We start from the raw sequence: 14,916 nt of genomic DNA, 5'->3' as shown, positions 1-14,916 counted from the left end.
CCATGGGCGCGGGTGTGATGAAAAAGGGGGCAGGCGGCGGGCGCCGCAGACGCGCGCGGCGCGGTGGTGCCCAGCCGATGGCAGAGATTAACGTTACGCCGTTTGTGGATGTGATGCTTGTGCTCTTGATCATCTTTATGGTCTCGGCGCCCTTGATGACGGTGGGTGTGCCGGTGGAGTTGCCGAAAACCGCCGCTGGTGCTTTGCCCGGCGAGCAGGAAGAACCGCTGGCAATCACCATCACTGCCGAAGGCACGGTGATGATCCAGAAAACCGAAGTGGCGCGCGTCGATCTGGTGGGCCGCTTGCGTGCCATCGCGGCGGAGCGTGAAGGCGATCGTGTGTTCCTGCGCGCGGACGGATCCGTGTCCTATGAGGATGTGGTGCAGGTCATGGGCGCGCTTAACCGCGCGGGCTTTAGCAATATTGGTCTGGTGACAGACACAGGCGGCCCCGCACTTGACGCAGAGACAGAGACCACAGGGAACTGATCGCAGATGCAGATCGGCTACACCATTTCAGGCGTTGCACATGTCGGCCTCATCGGCTGGGTGCTGTTCGGCGGGGCGTTCCAGCCCACGTCGGAACCGTTTGAGGTGACCGAAGTGGTGGCTATTTCTGAGGCGGAATTTGACAGTCTGTTCAACACCACCCCGCCAGAGGTGCCGTCCACAGATGTGGTCGCGCCAGAGGTCCCAGATGTGCCCCAGGATCCGCCCGAGGACCCTGCGCCTGTGCGTCCGCCCCCGCGCCCAGAACCGCCCCAACCGGTGGAACCTGACCCGCCTGCGCCGCCGTCGCCTGCGGACGATGTAACGGTGATCGCGCCGGAACCAGAGGCCCCTGAAACTGAGGGCCCGGTGACCCTAGAACCGCTGCGCCCCGAGGCGGCGGATCGTGTGGCACCGACACCGGTAGAGCAGCCTGATCCAGAGGATCAGGTGGCTGATGTGGCGCAGGAGGTGGAAACCTCTGATCAGGCGGGCGAGGAACAGCTGCCCGACCAAGAGCGCACCGTCGAAGAGGCCGCCGCGACAGAGATTGTGACAGAGGCTGAAGAGGCAGAAGAGCAGGGGCTGTCCCGTTCCCTGCGCCCGCGCCTGCGGCCGAACCGCCCCGAGCCACCGCAAGAGGTAGCGCAGCAACCAGCGCAGGAACATACCCAGTCTGCGGTTGACGATGTGCTGGCCGGATTGGCCAGTGAACAAGCAGACACGCCGTCGGAGCCTGCGCGCCCATCGGGTCCGCCGCTGAGTGCGGGTGAAAAGGATGCTCTGCGGGTGTCAGTGGAAAAATGCTGGAACACCGGATCGCTTTCGTCGGCCGCGCTGCGCACGACGGTGGTGGTCTCGGTTGCGCTGTCCGAGGATGGTAAGCCCAACGCAGGCAGCATCCGTATGCTGTCCAGTTCCGGCGGCACCGGCGGGTCTGTTAATCAGGCCTTTCAGGCGGCACGACGGGCAATTATCCGCTGTGGTGCCCGCGGTTTTCCGTTGCCGGTGGAAAAATTTGAACAATGGCGTGAAATTGAAATGACCTTCAATCCGGAGAAAATGAGGATCAAATGATCAGACGTTTCCTGACCTGCCTCGCGGCGACCATGATGCTTGGCCTGCCCGCTATAACAGAGGCGGCCCCGCTTCGGATCGAGATTACCAATGGCGTGATCGAAGCACTGCCCTTTGCCGCCCCTGATTTCGTCGCGGAAAGCAGTAACGCCAGCCAACTGGCCAAGGACATCGCGCAGGTTGTGGCCGATGATCTCAGCGGCACCGGCCTGTTTGAGGAAATCCCAGACAGCGCCTTTATCAGTACGATCACCAGTTTCTCCAGCCCTGTGCAGTTCGCCGACTGGAAGGCAATCAATGCCGAAGCGCTGATTTCAGGCGCGGTCTCTGTGCAGCCGGGCGGTGGTCTGACGGTGAAATTCCGTCTCTATGACGTGTTTGCGGGCACGGAATTGGGCAGTGGGCTGCAGTTTACCGGCACGCAGGATGGCTGGCGGCGCATGGCACATAAGGTGTCGGATGCGGTGTATAGCCGGATCACCGGTGAAAGCGCCTATTTCGACAGCCGTGTTGTGTATGTCAGCGAAACCGGTCCCAAAAATGACCGCAAGAAACGTTTGGCGATCATGGATTATGACGGCGCCAACCTGCAGTTTCTGACCGATAGTCGCGCCATCGTGCTGGCACCGCGCTTTTCGCCCACGGGTGACCGAATCCTTTATACCTCATATGAAACGGGGTTTCCGCGGATCTACGTGTTGGATGTGGCCTCGGTCCGTCGGCGGGTGCTGGAACAGCAAAACGGTACCATGAGTTTCGCGCCGCGCTTTTCGCCTGATGGGCAGACAGTGCTTTATTCGCTGACGCAGGGCGGCAATACCGACCTTTACAAAATGGACATCAATTCGGGGCGTACCCAGCGGCTGACCTCGGCACCGTCGATTGAAACCGCGCCCAGCTTCAGTCCCGATGGTCGCCGCATCGTGTTCGAAAGCGACCGCAGCGGCACCCAGCAGCTGTATATTATGGATGCCAACGGCGGCGAGCCGCGCCGGATCAGCTTTGGTCAAGGGCAATATGGTTCGCCCGTCTGGTCGCCGCGCGGGGATCTGATCGCCTTTACCAAACAGAACAAAGGCCGCTTTCATATCAGCGTCATGCGCATAGATGGGTCTGAAGAGCGGGTTCTGACCTCCTCCTTCCTGGATGAGGGGCCGACGTGGTCACCGAACGGTCGGGTGATCATGTTCACCCGTGAAACTCAGGGTGCCAACGGTAAGGCCAGCTTGTTTTCGGTCGATATCACCGGACGCAACCTGCGCCGTGTGCGCACGCAGGGCGGTGGATCGGATCCGTCGTGGTCGCCGCTGCAGGAATAACAGACAGGCCGCCCGCGCCTTTGGGATGTGGGGGCAGGGCTTGACCTGATTTGCGCTTTGCCCCCCTACTGTTGGAAACGGGCGGAGGCAGGTCAGACTGCAAGCTTGACGGAAACGACACGTGGATTGGTGCGCCGATCAGATAGAGACACGCTCTGCTAGGGCGCAGATAGAGGTAAGGGCAGGAAGATGATGAATTTGGCGATGAATAAAGGGCTCACACGGGCATTGATGCTAACCGGTGCACTGGCGCTGGCAGCCTGTACCAACCCTGGCGCAGGTGATGACGTCTACCTCAGCGGTGATCCGTCGGCAGGTGGGGTGGCTGGCGTGCAGGGTGACCCCAGTTCGCCCGCGTATTTCCAACAGACCGTTGGTGATCGCATCCTGTTTGCGGTGAACGAATCGACAATTTCGCCCACCGCTGCTTCGACGCTGGATCTGCAGGCGGACTGGCTGTTGCAGAACATGGATTTCAGCGCAGTGATCGAAGGTCACGCTGATGAACAGGGCACCCGCGAATACAACCTCGCCCTCGGGGCTCGTCGGGCCAGTGAAGTGCGCCAGTATCTGATCCAACGGGGGATTGCGCCCAACCGCCTGAAGGTGGTTAGCTTTGGTAAAGAGCGGCCGATCTCGATTTGTTCGGACGAAAGTTGCTATTCGCAAAACCGTCGTGGTGTGACGGTATTGTCGGCAAGTTAAGCCCCGCTGCTTGCAGGCAGGTACAACCGGCGGGATCGCCACTACAGGATGAGAGAACAGATGCGCTGGATTGCTATTGTCGCCTTACTTGTTGCCACCGCCCCGCAGGATGCCTGGGCGCAGGATCGCGACCAGACGCTGGCAGATATCCGGCAGGAGCTGTCAGTTCTCTATGTGGATTTGCAGCGGCTGAAGCGCGAGCTGAACACAACCGGCGCCCCCACTGCGGCGTCGGGCGGCACGTTGTTGCAGCGCGCCAATGCGATTGAGACGCAGATGCAGCGCCTGACCGCAAAGACTGAAGAGTTGGAGTTCCGCATCAATCGCATCGCCACGGATGGCGGCAACCGTGTGGGGGATCTGGAATTTCGTCTGTGCGAGTTGGAGTCCGGTTGTGATATCGCCACGCTGGCTGAGGGCAGTACTCTTGGCGGCGACGTCGATGTGGCCGCGCCTGCGCCGGATGCCGGTATTGTTGAGGGGCCTGAGCTGGCGATTGGCGAAGAGGCGGATTTTGAACGCGCTGACGCGGCGCTCAATGCGGGTAGCTATGCTGAGGCGTTGGGGCTTCTGGAGACGTTCCTCACCACCTATCCCGGCAGCCCGTTGGCACCTTTGGCGCATCTGATGCGCGGCGATGCTTTGGCGGGGGGGGGCGATCAAACCGCCTCGGCCCGCGCATACCTTGAGGCATTCAGCGCCGCGCCTGATGGTGATAGCGCGCCGGAGGCTCTCTATAAGTTGGGCTATTCGCTGGGTCAGCTGGGTCAAACTGCAGAAGCCTGCGTGACATTGGCCGAAGTGGGCGTGCGCTTCCCCGGCAGCGACTCTGTCACAGCGGCAGAGGCGGAGCGTAGCCGTCTGGCCTGTTCATGACAAAGGATGCGCTTGCCGCCCAGCTGGCGGCGGCGTTGCAGGATGTGCCTGACGGCCCGCTGGGTCTGGCGGTTTCGGGCGGTAGTGATTCCCTTGCTCTGATGTATCTGGCGGCAGACTGGTCTGCGGGTACGGGCCGTGCCCTGCATGTGGTCACGGTTGATCACCGTTTGCGGCCAGAGGCAGCGGCAGAGGCGGCAGAGGTCGCGCGTCATGCCTCAGCGCTGAAATTATCCCATGACACATTAGAATGGGCGCAGGCGGGCGCGGCGGGTGGCAACCTGATGGATGCCGCCCGCCGCGCCCGCTACCACCTTATGTCCGGGTGGGCGGCAAAGCGTGATATCGCTACGGTGCTGTTGGGCCACACCCGTGATGATGTGGCTGAAACGCTACTGATGCGGCTCGCGCGCGGGGCTGGGGTGGATGGCCTGTCTGCTATGGCGTCTGCCAAAGTGGTTGATGGCGTGACTTTTCACCGCCCTTTGTTGACGGTCGGGCGTGAGGCGCTGCGGGACGCGTTGCGCGGGCAGGGCGTCGCATGGGTCGATGACCCCAGTAATGAAAACCCGCGATATGAGCGGGTGCGAATGCGATGGGCGTTGCAAGGTCTGGCGGAGCAAGGGGTCAGCGTCGATCAGGTGGCCACCTCGGCTGAGGCGCTGGGACAGGCGCGCCAGGCCCTCAACTGGGCGGTGGCGCAGTTTGCCGGCGAGTATGTCAGCCAAGCCGCTGGCGATCTGGCGATTGACGCTGAACCCTTCGCCGCCTTGCCCGCAGAATTGCAACGTCGTTTGCTGAGCCACGCGCTGAGTTGGATCAATGGACAGGGCTACGGGCCGCGGGGGGCGGAACTGACCCAATTCCGTAACAGCGCGCTCGGCGGGCAGGGGGCCACATTAGCCGGTGTGCGCATGACGCATCGCAAAGGCGCGGTCTACCTGCACCGTGAATATGCCGCAGTTGCCGATCTGCGCGGTGAGCCGACAGTGCCGTTTGACACCCGCTGGCATCTGACCGGTCCCATGACGCCTGACCTGCACATCGCGCCGATGGGGGAGGCGGGTCTGCGGGGCTGCGAGAACTGGCGCGAATCTCTGCGCCCTGCGGCGGCGGTTATGGCGGATCCAGCGGTCTGGCGAAACGATCAGCTCATTTCAGCGCCATTGGTGGATCCAAAACAGGGCTGGAGCGGCGAACTTGCGCCCTTCTGCCGCGATTTTGCCAAATGGGTGGTATCTCGTTGAAGATAGGCGCAGGATCTCTATTTAAGTAAGGTGCCGCCTGTGATACCTGCGGTGGCAACCGAATATTGGGAGATTTTCCTTGGGCAACGCGAAAAACATCGCTTTCTGGGTGGTCCTGTTTCTGCTGGTTCTGGCCCTGTTCAATATGTTCAGTGGCTCTGGCGGCAGCCTGCAAAGCAACTCCATCCCCTATTCCGAATTTGTTAAGGCGGTTGACGAAGACAAAGTCAGTTCCGTCACGCTGGATGGTGAGGCCGTGCGCTTCCGCGGCACCGACAATCGTGACTATGTGACGATCAAGCCGGATGACGCCGAAGTCACCAAAATGCTGATTGCGGAGAACATTCCCGTCACTGCAGAAAGCCAGCAACAGTCTGGGTTCCAGACCTTCATCCTCAGCCTCTTGCCGTTCCTTTTGCTGATTGGTGTGTGGATCTACTTCATGAACCGTATGCAGGGTGGCGGCAAAGGCGGCGCTATGGGCTTTGGTAAATCCAAGGCCAAGCTGCTGACCGAAAAGAACGGTCGCGTGACCTTTGACGACGTGGCCGGCATTGATGAGGCCAAGGAAGAGCTGGAAGAGATCGTTGAATTCCTGCGGAACCCGCAGAAATTCTCCCGCCTTGGCGGCAAGATCCCCAAAGGCGCCCTGCTTGAGGGGCCTCCGGGTACTGGTAAGACCCTGCTGGCCCGTGCGATTGCGGGGGAGGCGGGTGTGCCGTTCTTCACCATCTCTGGTTCCGACTTTGTTGAAATGTTCGTGGGTGTTGGTGCATCTCGTGTGCGTGACATGTTCGAGCAGGCGAAGAAAAACGCGCCCTGCATCGTGTTCATCGATGAAATCGACGCCGTGGGTCGCCATCGTGGCGCCGGGTATGGCGGCGGTAACGACGAACGCGAACAGACGCTGAACCAGCTGCTGGTTGAGATGGACGGTTTCGAAGCCAACGAAGGTGTCATCATCATCGCGGCCACCAACCGTAAGGATGTTTTGGACCCAGCCCTGCTGCGTCCGGGGCGTTTTGACCGTCAGATCACCGTCGGCAACCCCGACATCAAAGGCCGTGAGAAGATTCTGGCCGTGCATGCGCGCAAGACACCGCTGGGTCCCGATGTGGATCTGCGCATCATCGCCCGCGGCACCCCCGGCTTCTCTGGTGCGGATCTGATGAACCTGGTGAATGAGGCGGCGCTGATGGCTGCCCGCGTGGGTCGCCGTGCGGTCACCATGGAAGATTTCGAGCAAGCCAAGGACAAGATCATGATGGGCGCTGAACGCCGCAGCATGGTCATGACCGCCGAACAGAAAGAGATGACTGCCTATCATGAGGCAGGGCATGCGCTGGTTGGTCTGAAACTGCCGAAGTGTGATCCGGTCTATAAGGCGACGATCATCCCGCGCGGTGGTGCGCTGGGTATGGTGATGTCCTTGCCTGAAATGGACCGCCTGAACTGGCACAAGGATGAATGTCACCAGAAACTGGCCATGACCATGGCTGGCAAGGCGGCGGAGATCCATAAATACGGTGCTGATCACGTGTCGAACGGTCCTGCCGGAGACATCCAGCAGGCCAGCCAGCTGGCCCGTGCGATGGTGCTGCGTTGGGGTATGTCGGACAAGGTGGGCAACATCGATTATGCCGAAGCGCACGAAGGCTACTCTGGCAACACCGGTGGCTTCTCCGTCTCTGCGAATACGAAAGAGATGATTGAGGATGAGGTGAAGCGCTTTATCCAAGAGGCCTATGAGCACGCGCAAAAACTGGTTGTCGAACACGAAGAAGAGTTCGAGCGTCTGGCGCAGGGCCTGCTGGAATACGAAACCCTGACCGGCGAAGAAATCAAGCGCGTGATGCGTGGCGATTCTCCTTATGCAAGTGAGGATGAGGATGACAATTCCGGCGCGGGCAACGCCCCCTCCGTGGCTGCCATCCCGAAAACCAAACCCAAGGCGAAGCCCAGTGGTGACGGTGGCATGGAGCCAGAGCTGAGCTAAACACCAGCCTCCCCGAAAGATCAAAGCCCCGTCCGGTGTCACCGTGGCGGGGCTTTTCATGACGCAACGTTCCGTACGGTATCCAAACTGTAACAAATTTGTGTCATTCCTTGCGGTCGATGATCGAGACTTTATCTAGATTTCATCAAACCGCACGCTGGATCCCCAAATGGCCGAGAGATCTTCAGCCGCCGCATCCGAAGGCGCGCTATCCGCATTGTTAAACACCGCCAGACAACCCGGGTCGCTTAAGACCTATTTTGTTGTCCTGCTGCTGCTGTTGATGTCCAGCGTCAATGCCGCAGGCTGGAAGGTTACCGTCACCAAAGAAATCGGCGCCTTTGAAGAGGCGGCCTTTATCAGTTTGGCGCTGGCGACGCTGCTGAGCGGCTATATTGCGGTGCTGGGGGGCAAACGCTTTATCTCTGTGCCGCTGTTCACCGGCTTTCTGGCGCTGCGCGAACTGGATTTTCACAATTGGTGGTTTGAACCTGGTGTGCTGCATATCGGGATCTTTTCGGCGCCGGTTCCGCTGTGGCAAAAAGGGGTGTCTGCAGCGCTGATGCTGGTCATCCTGCTCACCGCGATCCACCTCATTTGGGCGGGCAGCAAACCTGCCTTGCGCGCGTTGCGCGCCGGTGAACCTTGGGCGCGGGTTGCTTTTCTTGGGCTGGTCTCGGGTTTCTTCGGCAGCCAGCTGGACGGTTTGAAGCGCAATCTGGTCCCCTATGGTATCGAAATATCGGATTGGACACATCAGGCCTCTATGGTGCTGGAAGAGACCCTGGAGTTTGGCTTTGCCTTTGCGACACTTTCGGCAGTTGTGTTCTACGCCCGTCGCCATATTGTCTGACCTGTCCGGCCAGACCGGACGCCCGTAACAAGCAACCGGGAGAGCGGGACAGGCATGCCGGCACTAAAACAAACCGATTTTCACGGCACCATTGAATGGCTGGGGGTTGTAGAAGACCGCGCTCAGTCTTTGGCGTCCAGCCCGCGCGAGGCGCTGACATTGGATTGGGGCGGTGTCGCCGCAGATTCGCATGCGGGTGTGACGCGCCCCTCCTGCGGGCGGGTGGCAGGGATGCACGCTCGTGGCACTACGATTCGCAACACCCGCCAAATCTGTCTGATGGCTGCCGAGGATCTGGAAGCGATCGCGATAGAACTGGGCATTGGTGACATTGATCCCGCATGGCTCGGCACCACCGTTCTGTTGCGCGGCATCCCTGATTTCAGCCGCTTGCCGCCCAGCAGCCGCTTGCAGGCGCCATCAGGTGCCTCATTGGTGGTGGATATGGAAAATCGTCCCTGCAATTTGCCCATTCCGGTGATCGAGGCGGCGACAAAATCCCCTGCCCGAGGCCTGCGCGCGGCGGCTTGGGCCAAACGGGGCGTCACTGCATGGGTGGAAAGGGAGGGGGAGATAGCACTTGGCGACTCTCTGCAATTGTCTATTCCTGATCAGCCGGAATGGGCGCACTATGATGAGGTGCGTACGCGTCGATAGATTCGATCAAGGGTAAGCGTCGTGTTTCCTATAGGCTACATTAGCTTACCTTGCGGGAGGGCCCGTATGTTAGCGCGACGCAAGCCGTGCCGGAAATGTCGGATTTCGCGATGCACCCCCTCGTGACGCGTCGTTATTTGGGTGAGAAGAAAGATCACTCAAGTACGCCGGGAGGGCGACCCATGAGCTTTAAGACTGATATTGAGATCGCCCGAGAGGCCAACAAGAAACCGATTCAAGAAATCGGTGACCGTCTGGGCATCCCCGCGGCGGACCTGCTGCCTTACGGCCACGACAAGGCCAAGGTAAGCCAGAGCTTCATCAACTCGGTTCAGGACCGCGAAGACGGCAAGCTGATTCTGGTGACCGCGATCAACCCGACCCCGGCGGGCGAAGGTAAGACCACCACCACCGTGGGTCTGGGCGACGGCCTGAACAAGATCGGCAAAAACGCCATGATCTGTATCCGCGAAGCGTCTCTCGGCCCGAACTTCGGCATGAAAGGCGGCGCAGCGGGCGGCGGCATGGCACAGGTTGTGCCGATGGAAGAGATGAACCTGCACTTCACTGGTGACTTCCACGCGATCACCTCGGCCCACTCGCTGCTGTCGGCGATGATCGACAACCACATCTACTGGGGCAATGAGTGCGAGATTGACATCCGTCGCGTTGCATGGCGCCGTGTGGTCGACATGAACGACCGCGCCCTGCGTCAGATCACTGCCAGCTTGGGCGGCGTATCGAACGGCTTCCCCCGTGAAACCGGTTTCGATATCACTGTTGCCTCTGAGGTTATGGCGATCCTGTGTCTGGCCAACGATCTGGAAGATCTGGAAAAGCGTCTGGGCGACATCATCGTAGCCTACCGCCGCGACAAGACCCCGGTTTATTGCCGCGACATCAAAGCAGAGGGTGCAATGACTGTTCTGCTGAAAGATGCAATGCAGCCCAACCTGGTTCAGACCCTGGAAAACAACCCTGCCTTCGTCCACGGCGGCCCGTTCGCCAACATCGCGCACGGCTGTAACTCGGTCATCGCAACCAAAACCGCGCTGAAAGTTGCGGATTACGTTGTGACCGAAGCAGGCTTCGGTGCGGACCTCGGCGCAGAGAAGTTCATGAACATCAAGTGCCGCAAGGCAGGCATCGCACCGTCCGCGGTTGTGCTGGTTGCCACCGTGCGCGCAATGAAAATGAACGGCGGCGTTGCCAAGGCGGATCTGGGTGCAGAAAACGTCGAAGCAGTTCAGAACGGCTGCGCCAACCTTGGCCGCCACATTGAGAACGTGAAATCCTTCGGGGTGCCGGTTGTTGTGGGCATCAACCACTTCGTCACCGACACCGACGCCGAAGTTCAGGCTGTAAAAGACTACTGTGCAGAGCACGGTGTTGAGGCAGTTCTGTCGCGTCACTGGGAACTGGGTTCGGAAGGCTCCGCACCGCTGGCAGAAAAAGTTGTGGAAATCGTTGAAGGTGGCACTGCCAACTTCGCACCGATCTACCCCGACGACATGCCGCTGTTCGAGAAGATCGAAACCATCGCCAAGCGTATCTACCGTGCTGACGAAGTGCTGGCGGACAACAAAATCCGCAACCAGCTGAAAGAGTGGGAAGACGCGGGCTACGGCAACCTGCCGGTCTGCATGGCGAAAACCCAGTACTCCTTCTCGACCGACCCCTCGCTGCGCGGTGCGCCCACCGGCCACTCGGTTCCGGTACGCGAAGTACGCCTGTCCGCAGGTGCTGGCTTCATCGTGGTTGTCTGCGGTGAGATCATGACGATGCCGGGTCTGCCCCGCAAACCTGCGTCGGAAAGCATCCGCCTGAACGATGAAGGTCTGATCGAAGGCCTGTTCTAATCAGGCGCTGATCCCGAACAGCCCAGAGCCTACGCTCTGGGCTGTTCCTTTTGGGGCGGAATGTGCGCCTCATGCGACGAAGCCCGCATAAAGGCAGAAACGCCTGAACGAAGAAGGAAATACCCCGATGCGAGCGCAAACCATTGATGGCAAGGCCATCGCCCAAAAGATGCGTGACGAGGTGGCCGTAGAGGCCAACGCACTGGCCGAACAGGGCTGGCAGCCGCGTCTGGTGTCGATCAGCGTCGGCGATATGGCGGCCTCTGAGCTTTATGTGCGCAACCAGCAACGTTCGGCCGAAAGCGCCGGTGTGCAGTTTGAGGCGCGCAACTATCCCGAAGATATCTCGCTGGAACAGCTGACCGGTGTGCTGCAGGGCCTGAATGGCGACCCGCGCGTCAACGGTATTATCATCCAGCGTCCGCTGCCGGCCCATATTCCGGTGAAAACGCTGCAAAAAGCCGTGCACCCGCTGAAGGATGTGGAGGGTATGCACCCCGCCTCGATCGGGAACATCGTTTATAACGATCTGGCGCTTGGCCCCTGTACTGCCGTCGCGGCGGTTGAGATTTTGAAGACGTTGCCTTTGCAAATGGAAGGTCTGAACGTCACCGTGATCGGCCACAGCGAAATCGTTGGTAAGCCCATCGCCTTCTTGATGATGGGTCTGGGCGCGACGGTTACCGTATGCCACCACATGACGCGCTCGGTTGCAATGCACTCGCGCGCCGCGGACGCAGTGTTCGTGGCCGTGGGCAAACCCGGTCTGGTCACGGGCGACATGATCAAACCCGGCGCGGCAGTAATTGACATTGGCATCAACCGCGTGGATGGAAAGACCGTGGGCGACGCCGACTTTGACAGCTGCGCCGAAGTGGCCGGCTGGATCACCCCTGTGCCGGGCGGCGTTGGTCCGGTCACTGTGGCGACACTGATGAAAAACGCCGTGTTGGCAACACGGATGCAGAAAGATCACTACCGGGACAGCTACGCCCGGACCGACGTTTAAAAGAGGGTAGGCAGATGACTGCAACATTGATTGACGGCAAGGCCTTTGCGGCCAAAGTGCGCGAACAGGTGGCGGGACATGTCACCCGTCTGAAGGAAGAGCACGGCATCACCCCCGGTCTGGCGGTGGTGCTGGTGGGCGAAGATCCCGCAAGTCAGGTTTACGTGCGCTCCAAGGGCAAACAGACCGTTGAATCGGGCATGAACTCTTATGAGCATAAGATGGATGCCGACACGTCTGAAGCAGATCTGCTGGCGGTGATCGACCAGCTGAATAACGATCCTGCTGTTCATGGTATTCTGGTGCAGTTGCCGCTGCCCGGCCACCTGAACGAAGATCTGATCATCAACTCCATCGCGCCGGAAAAAGACGTCGATGGCTTCCACATCTCGAATGTGGGTCTGCTCGGCACCGGCCAGAAATCCATGGTCCCCTGCACCCCGCTGGGTTGCCTGATGATGCTGCGTGATTATCATGGTTCCATCTCTGGTATGAACGCGGTTGTGATTGGTCGTTCGAACATCGTTGGCAAACCGATGGCGCAGCTTCTGCTGAACGACAGCGCCACCGTGACCATCGCCCATTCGCGCACCAAGGATCTGCCCGGTGTGGTGAAACAGGCCGACATCGTCGTTGCCGCTGTAGGCCGCCCCGAAATGGTGCCCGGCGACTGGATCAAGGAAGGCGCCACCGTGATTGACGTGGGCATCAACCGGATCGAGCGTGACGGCAAAAACAAACTGGTCGGTGACGTCGATTTCGAAAGCGCGTCCAAGGTGGCCGGTGCCATCACCCCCGTTCCCGGTGGTGTCGGTCCGATGACCATCGCCTGCCTCTTGGCCAACACTGTGACCGCCTGCTGCCGTGCCAACGGTCTGGCAGAGCCGGAAGGCCTGACCGCCTAAACCCCTGATTCGGCAGGGCGCCCGCGATTGAACTGGCGCCCTGTTTTGCCCAGAATTGACCGGGCGAACCGACATGTTGACCGGGCCAAACGGTCGCATTTTTCCACCAAATATCACCAATCGCTGCGCCTCGGAGCGTCGTGACAGAGGGTGTCACGATTTTTTCTGCTTTGGTGCCTGATGTGACTTTTTCCCCCTAGTCTCTAACAGGATGGCGCGTGCATACGTACTATATCCTAGAAGCAGATCGCCTGTTGGGAATTCTCCCTATGAGGGCGTGATGGAAAATAAGTAGACGGTGCGATTTTGACCCTATCGAAGTCTGTAAAACGTGCAGTTCGGCGCTTGATCGCGCCGCGCGTGTTGAGCATCTGGATGCTGGCTGTGGTGGCGGGTGTGATCATGGGGCCGTTTGATACCTATTCCAGCCTTGTACTGTGTCAGCGCACCCTTTTCTGGGCGGTGATTAGCGCGACGTCGGTCGTGCTTAGCACGGTTATTCGTGACATGCGTGAGCACTATTTGCCCAACGCCTCTGATAGTCTGGGCGAGGTGCTGCATGTCGCTGGCTTTACTGTGCTGCTTAGCCCTGTGGTCTATATGCTCAGTCTCTTCTATCCGCTGGAGATCTTACAAGGCGGGACGGCGCCTTACGTGAAGGTGCTCGGCCTTGTCTTTATGGTCGCGTCCCTGTTTTCTGCCCTGCGCTTGATCACGGCGCATCCCGAATTGCTGGTCGCCTCGGCGCCCGCGTCGGGACCAGCGGTGGCTTTTGATGCCTTCGGCATGCAGGCGCCCACGTCAGAAAATGCATCAGAGGTGGCTGTAGAAGCGCCCGCGCGTCTTTATGAACGGCTGCCTGCTGGTACCACAGGAATGATTCTGCATCTGTCTGCACGCGATCACTTTGTGGATGTGGAACTGGCAGGGGCGCTGATTTCTTTGCGCATGCGATTCAGCGATGCGGTGGCGGAAATGGATGGGGTTGCGGGCATGATCACCCACCGGTCTCATTGGGTTGCCAAAGAGGCGATCACTGGCGTGCTGCGTGAAGAAGGCAAGATGTACCTGATATTGGAAACAGGCCGTCGCGTGCCTGTCAGCCGCAGTGCGCGCACACGGTTGGAGGACGAAGGCATCCTCGCTCGGTTCAACACCTCTGTTTGATTGGCGCGGCCTCAGATCTCATCATGTATGGAGCTGCGTCGCCCGGGCATCGGTATTGGCTGCGCCACATCGCCGGTCAATACCGCCAGCGCCTCTGGTCGCATCAATCCTACCAGCGCCGGATCATCGCACATCAACCCGCCCGTGTAGCTGCCATAGGCGGGCATGATCACCCGATCACTGTCAATCAGGAAACAGGGGCGGCTCAGGGTGCCTGCTTTGGTCTTGAGCTGTGCCTTCGGATGGTAGTGCCCCGAAATCTCGGCCGCGCTGCCAGGTACGGCGATATGGCGGAACTGAACCGGTGGTAGTGGCAGTTCGGCCATATGGGTGCCGCCCATCGCCAAGGGACCGGGATCATGATTGCCCTCGATCCAGACCCAGTGACGGCCGGCCTGTAGGCGGGTGATCCATGTGAACTCTTGCTCACTGATGCCACGCGCGGCGATGGAATCATCGAAACTGTCGCCCAGACAGATCACCGAACGTGCTTTGGTGCGGGTCAGGTCCTTTTCCAGCCGGGTCAGCGTGTCGCGTGTGTCATAAGGGGGCAGCATCGCGCCGCCCAGTCGGGCGATCCGTTCGCTTTTGCCAAAGTGCAGATCGGACACGCAGAGCAGGCTCTGCTCGGGCCAGAAGAGGGCCCCAGATGGCATGGCTTCCATACTTTGTCCGGCGAGGGTGAAGGAATATCTGCTCATACCTAAGAGTGTGCACACCAAATCTTGAGCTGCAAGAGATTCGCTATGGCTGAT

The 14,916-nt window shown here is 59.8% G+C and carries 14 protein-coding genes; 13 read left to right on the top strand and 1 reads right to left on the bottom strand.

What is annotated here, in order from left to right; all coding sequences use genetic code 11:
* Nucleotides 1–2 precede the first annotated feature (2 nt).
* The 13 genes from tolR (at nt 3) to MHM86_RS06570 (ending at nt 14,161) form a co-directional block, all read left to right on the top strand.
* Nucleotides 3–491 (top strand): protein TolR, encoded by a 489-nt coding sequence (gene tolR, locus MHM86_RS06630; protein ID WP_239197246.1) that lies wholly within the window; start codon nt 3–5, stop codon nt 489–491.
* Between the two features lie 6 nt (nt 492–497).
* On the top strand, nt 498–1,568 hold the full coding sequence (locus MHM86_RS06625) for an energy transducer TonB (protein ID WP_239197244.1): 1,071 nt from the start codon (nt 498–500) through the stop codon (nt 1,566–1,568).
* Nucleotides 1,565–2,887 carry a Tol-Pal system beta propeller repeat protein TolB gene (gene tolB, locus MHM86_RS06620; protein ID WP_239197242.1) on the top strand — a complete coding sequence of 441 codons (1,323 nt, stop codon included), beginning with the start codon at nt 1,565–1,567 and terminating at the stop codon, nt 2,885–2,887. The genes MHM86_RS06625 and tolB overlap by 4 nt, the downstream gene beginning before the upstream one ends.
* A gap of 204 nt (nt 2,888–3,091) precedes the next feature.
* A complete protein-coding gene (pal, locus tag MHM86_RS06615) occupies nt 3,092–3,592 on the top strand; it encodes a peptidoglycan-associated lipoprotein Pal (protein WP_239197240.1) in 501 nt (166 codons plus the stop codon).
* Nucleotides 3,593–3,652: 60 nt separating this feature from the next.
* A complete protein-coding gene (gene ybgF, locus MHM86_RS06610) occupies nt 3,653–4,468 on the top strand; it encodes a tol-pal system protein YbgF (RefSeq protein ID WP_239197238.1) in 816 nt (271 codons plus the stop codon).
* Complete coding sequence (tilS, locus tag MHM86_RS06605) at nt 4,465–5,715, top strand: tRNA lysidine(34) synthetase TilS (protein WP_239197236.1); 1,251 nt, start codon at nt 4,465–4,467, stop codon at nt 5,713–5,715. Before ybgF ends, tilS begins: the two co-directional genes overlap by 4 nt.
* Before the next feature lie 79 nt (nt 5,716–5,794).
* Entirely contained in the window at nt 5,795–7,711 is a 1,917-nt protein-coding gene (gene ftsH / locus MHM86_RS06600) for an ATP-dependent zinc metalloprotease FtsH (RefSeq protein ID WP_239197234.1), read from the top strand.
* Between the two features lie 169 nt (nt 7,712–7,880).
* Nucleotides 7,881–8,564 (top strand): hypothetical protein, encoded by a 684-nt coding sequence (locus tag MHM86_RS06595; RefSeq protein WP_239197232.1) that lies wholly within the window; start codon nt 7,881–7,883, stop codon nt 8,562–8,564.
* 54 nt (nt 8,565–8,618) lie between these two features.
* Nucleotides 8,619–9,221 carry a sulfurase gene (locus MHM86_RS06590; RefSeq protein WP_239197230.1) on the top strand — a complete coding sequence of 201 codons (603 nt, stop codon included), beginning with the start codon at nt 8,619–8,621 and terminating at the stop codon, nt 9,219–9,221.
* A gap of 182 nt (nt 9,222–9,403) precedes the next feature.
* A complete protein-coding gene (locus MHM86_RS06585) occupies nt 9,404–11,080 on the top strand; it encodes a formate--tetrahydrofolate ligase (RefSeq protein ID WP_239197228.1) in 1,677 nt (558 codons plus the stop codon).
* A 127-nt stretch (nt 11,081–11,207) separates the two neighbouring features.
* The gene (locus MHM86_RS06580) at nt 11,208–12,089 is read left to right on the top strand and encodes a bifunctional 5,10-methylenetetrahydrofolate dehydrogenase/5,10-methenyltetrahydrofolate cyclohydrolase (protein ID WP_239197226.1); all 882 of its coding nucleotides are present in this window, start codon (nt 11,208–11,210) and stop codon (nt 12,087–12,089) included.
* A gap of 14 nt (nt 12,090–12,103) precedes the next feature.
* Nucleotides 12,104–12,994 (top strand): bifunctional methylenetetrahydrofolate dehydrogenase/methenyltetrahydrofolate cyclohydrolase FolD, encoded by an 891-nt coding sequence (gene folD / locus MHM86_RS06575; protein ID WP_239197224.1) that lies wholly within the window; start codon nt 12,104–12,106, stop codon nt 12,992–12,994.
* 306 nt (nt 12,995–13,300) lie between these two features.
* Complete coding sequence (locus tag MHM86_RS06570) at nt 13,301–14,161, top strand: LytTR family DNA-binding domain-containing protein (RefSeq protein WP_239197222.1); 861 nt, start codon at nt 13,301–13,303, stop codon at nt 14,159–14,161.
* Nucleotides 14,162–14,172: 11 nt separating this feature from the next.
* Here MHM86_RS06570 and pdeM read toward each other — a convergent pair whose 3' ends face one another.
* Nucleotides 14,173–14,862, bottom strand: a complete 690-nt coding sequence (gene pdeM / locus MHM86_RS06565) for a ligase-associated DNA damage response endonuclease PdeM (RefSeq protein ID WP_239197220.1) — start codon at nt 14,860–14,862, stop codon at nt 14,173–14,175.
* Nucleotides 14,863–14,916: the final 54 nt, after the last annotated feature.

The organism is Thalassobius sp. Cn5-15, assembly GCF_022347685.1.
Taxonomy (GTDB): domain Bacteria; phylum Pseudomonadota; class Alphaproteobacteria; order Rhodobacterales; family Rhodobacteraceae; genus Thalassobius.
Note: the sequence above shows the minus strand (reverse complement) of the source record. Positions and strands in the feature narration are given on the sequence as shown.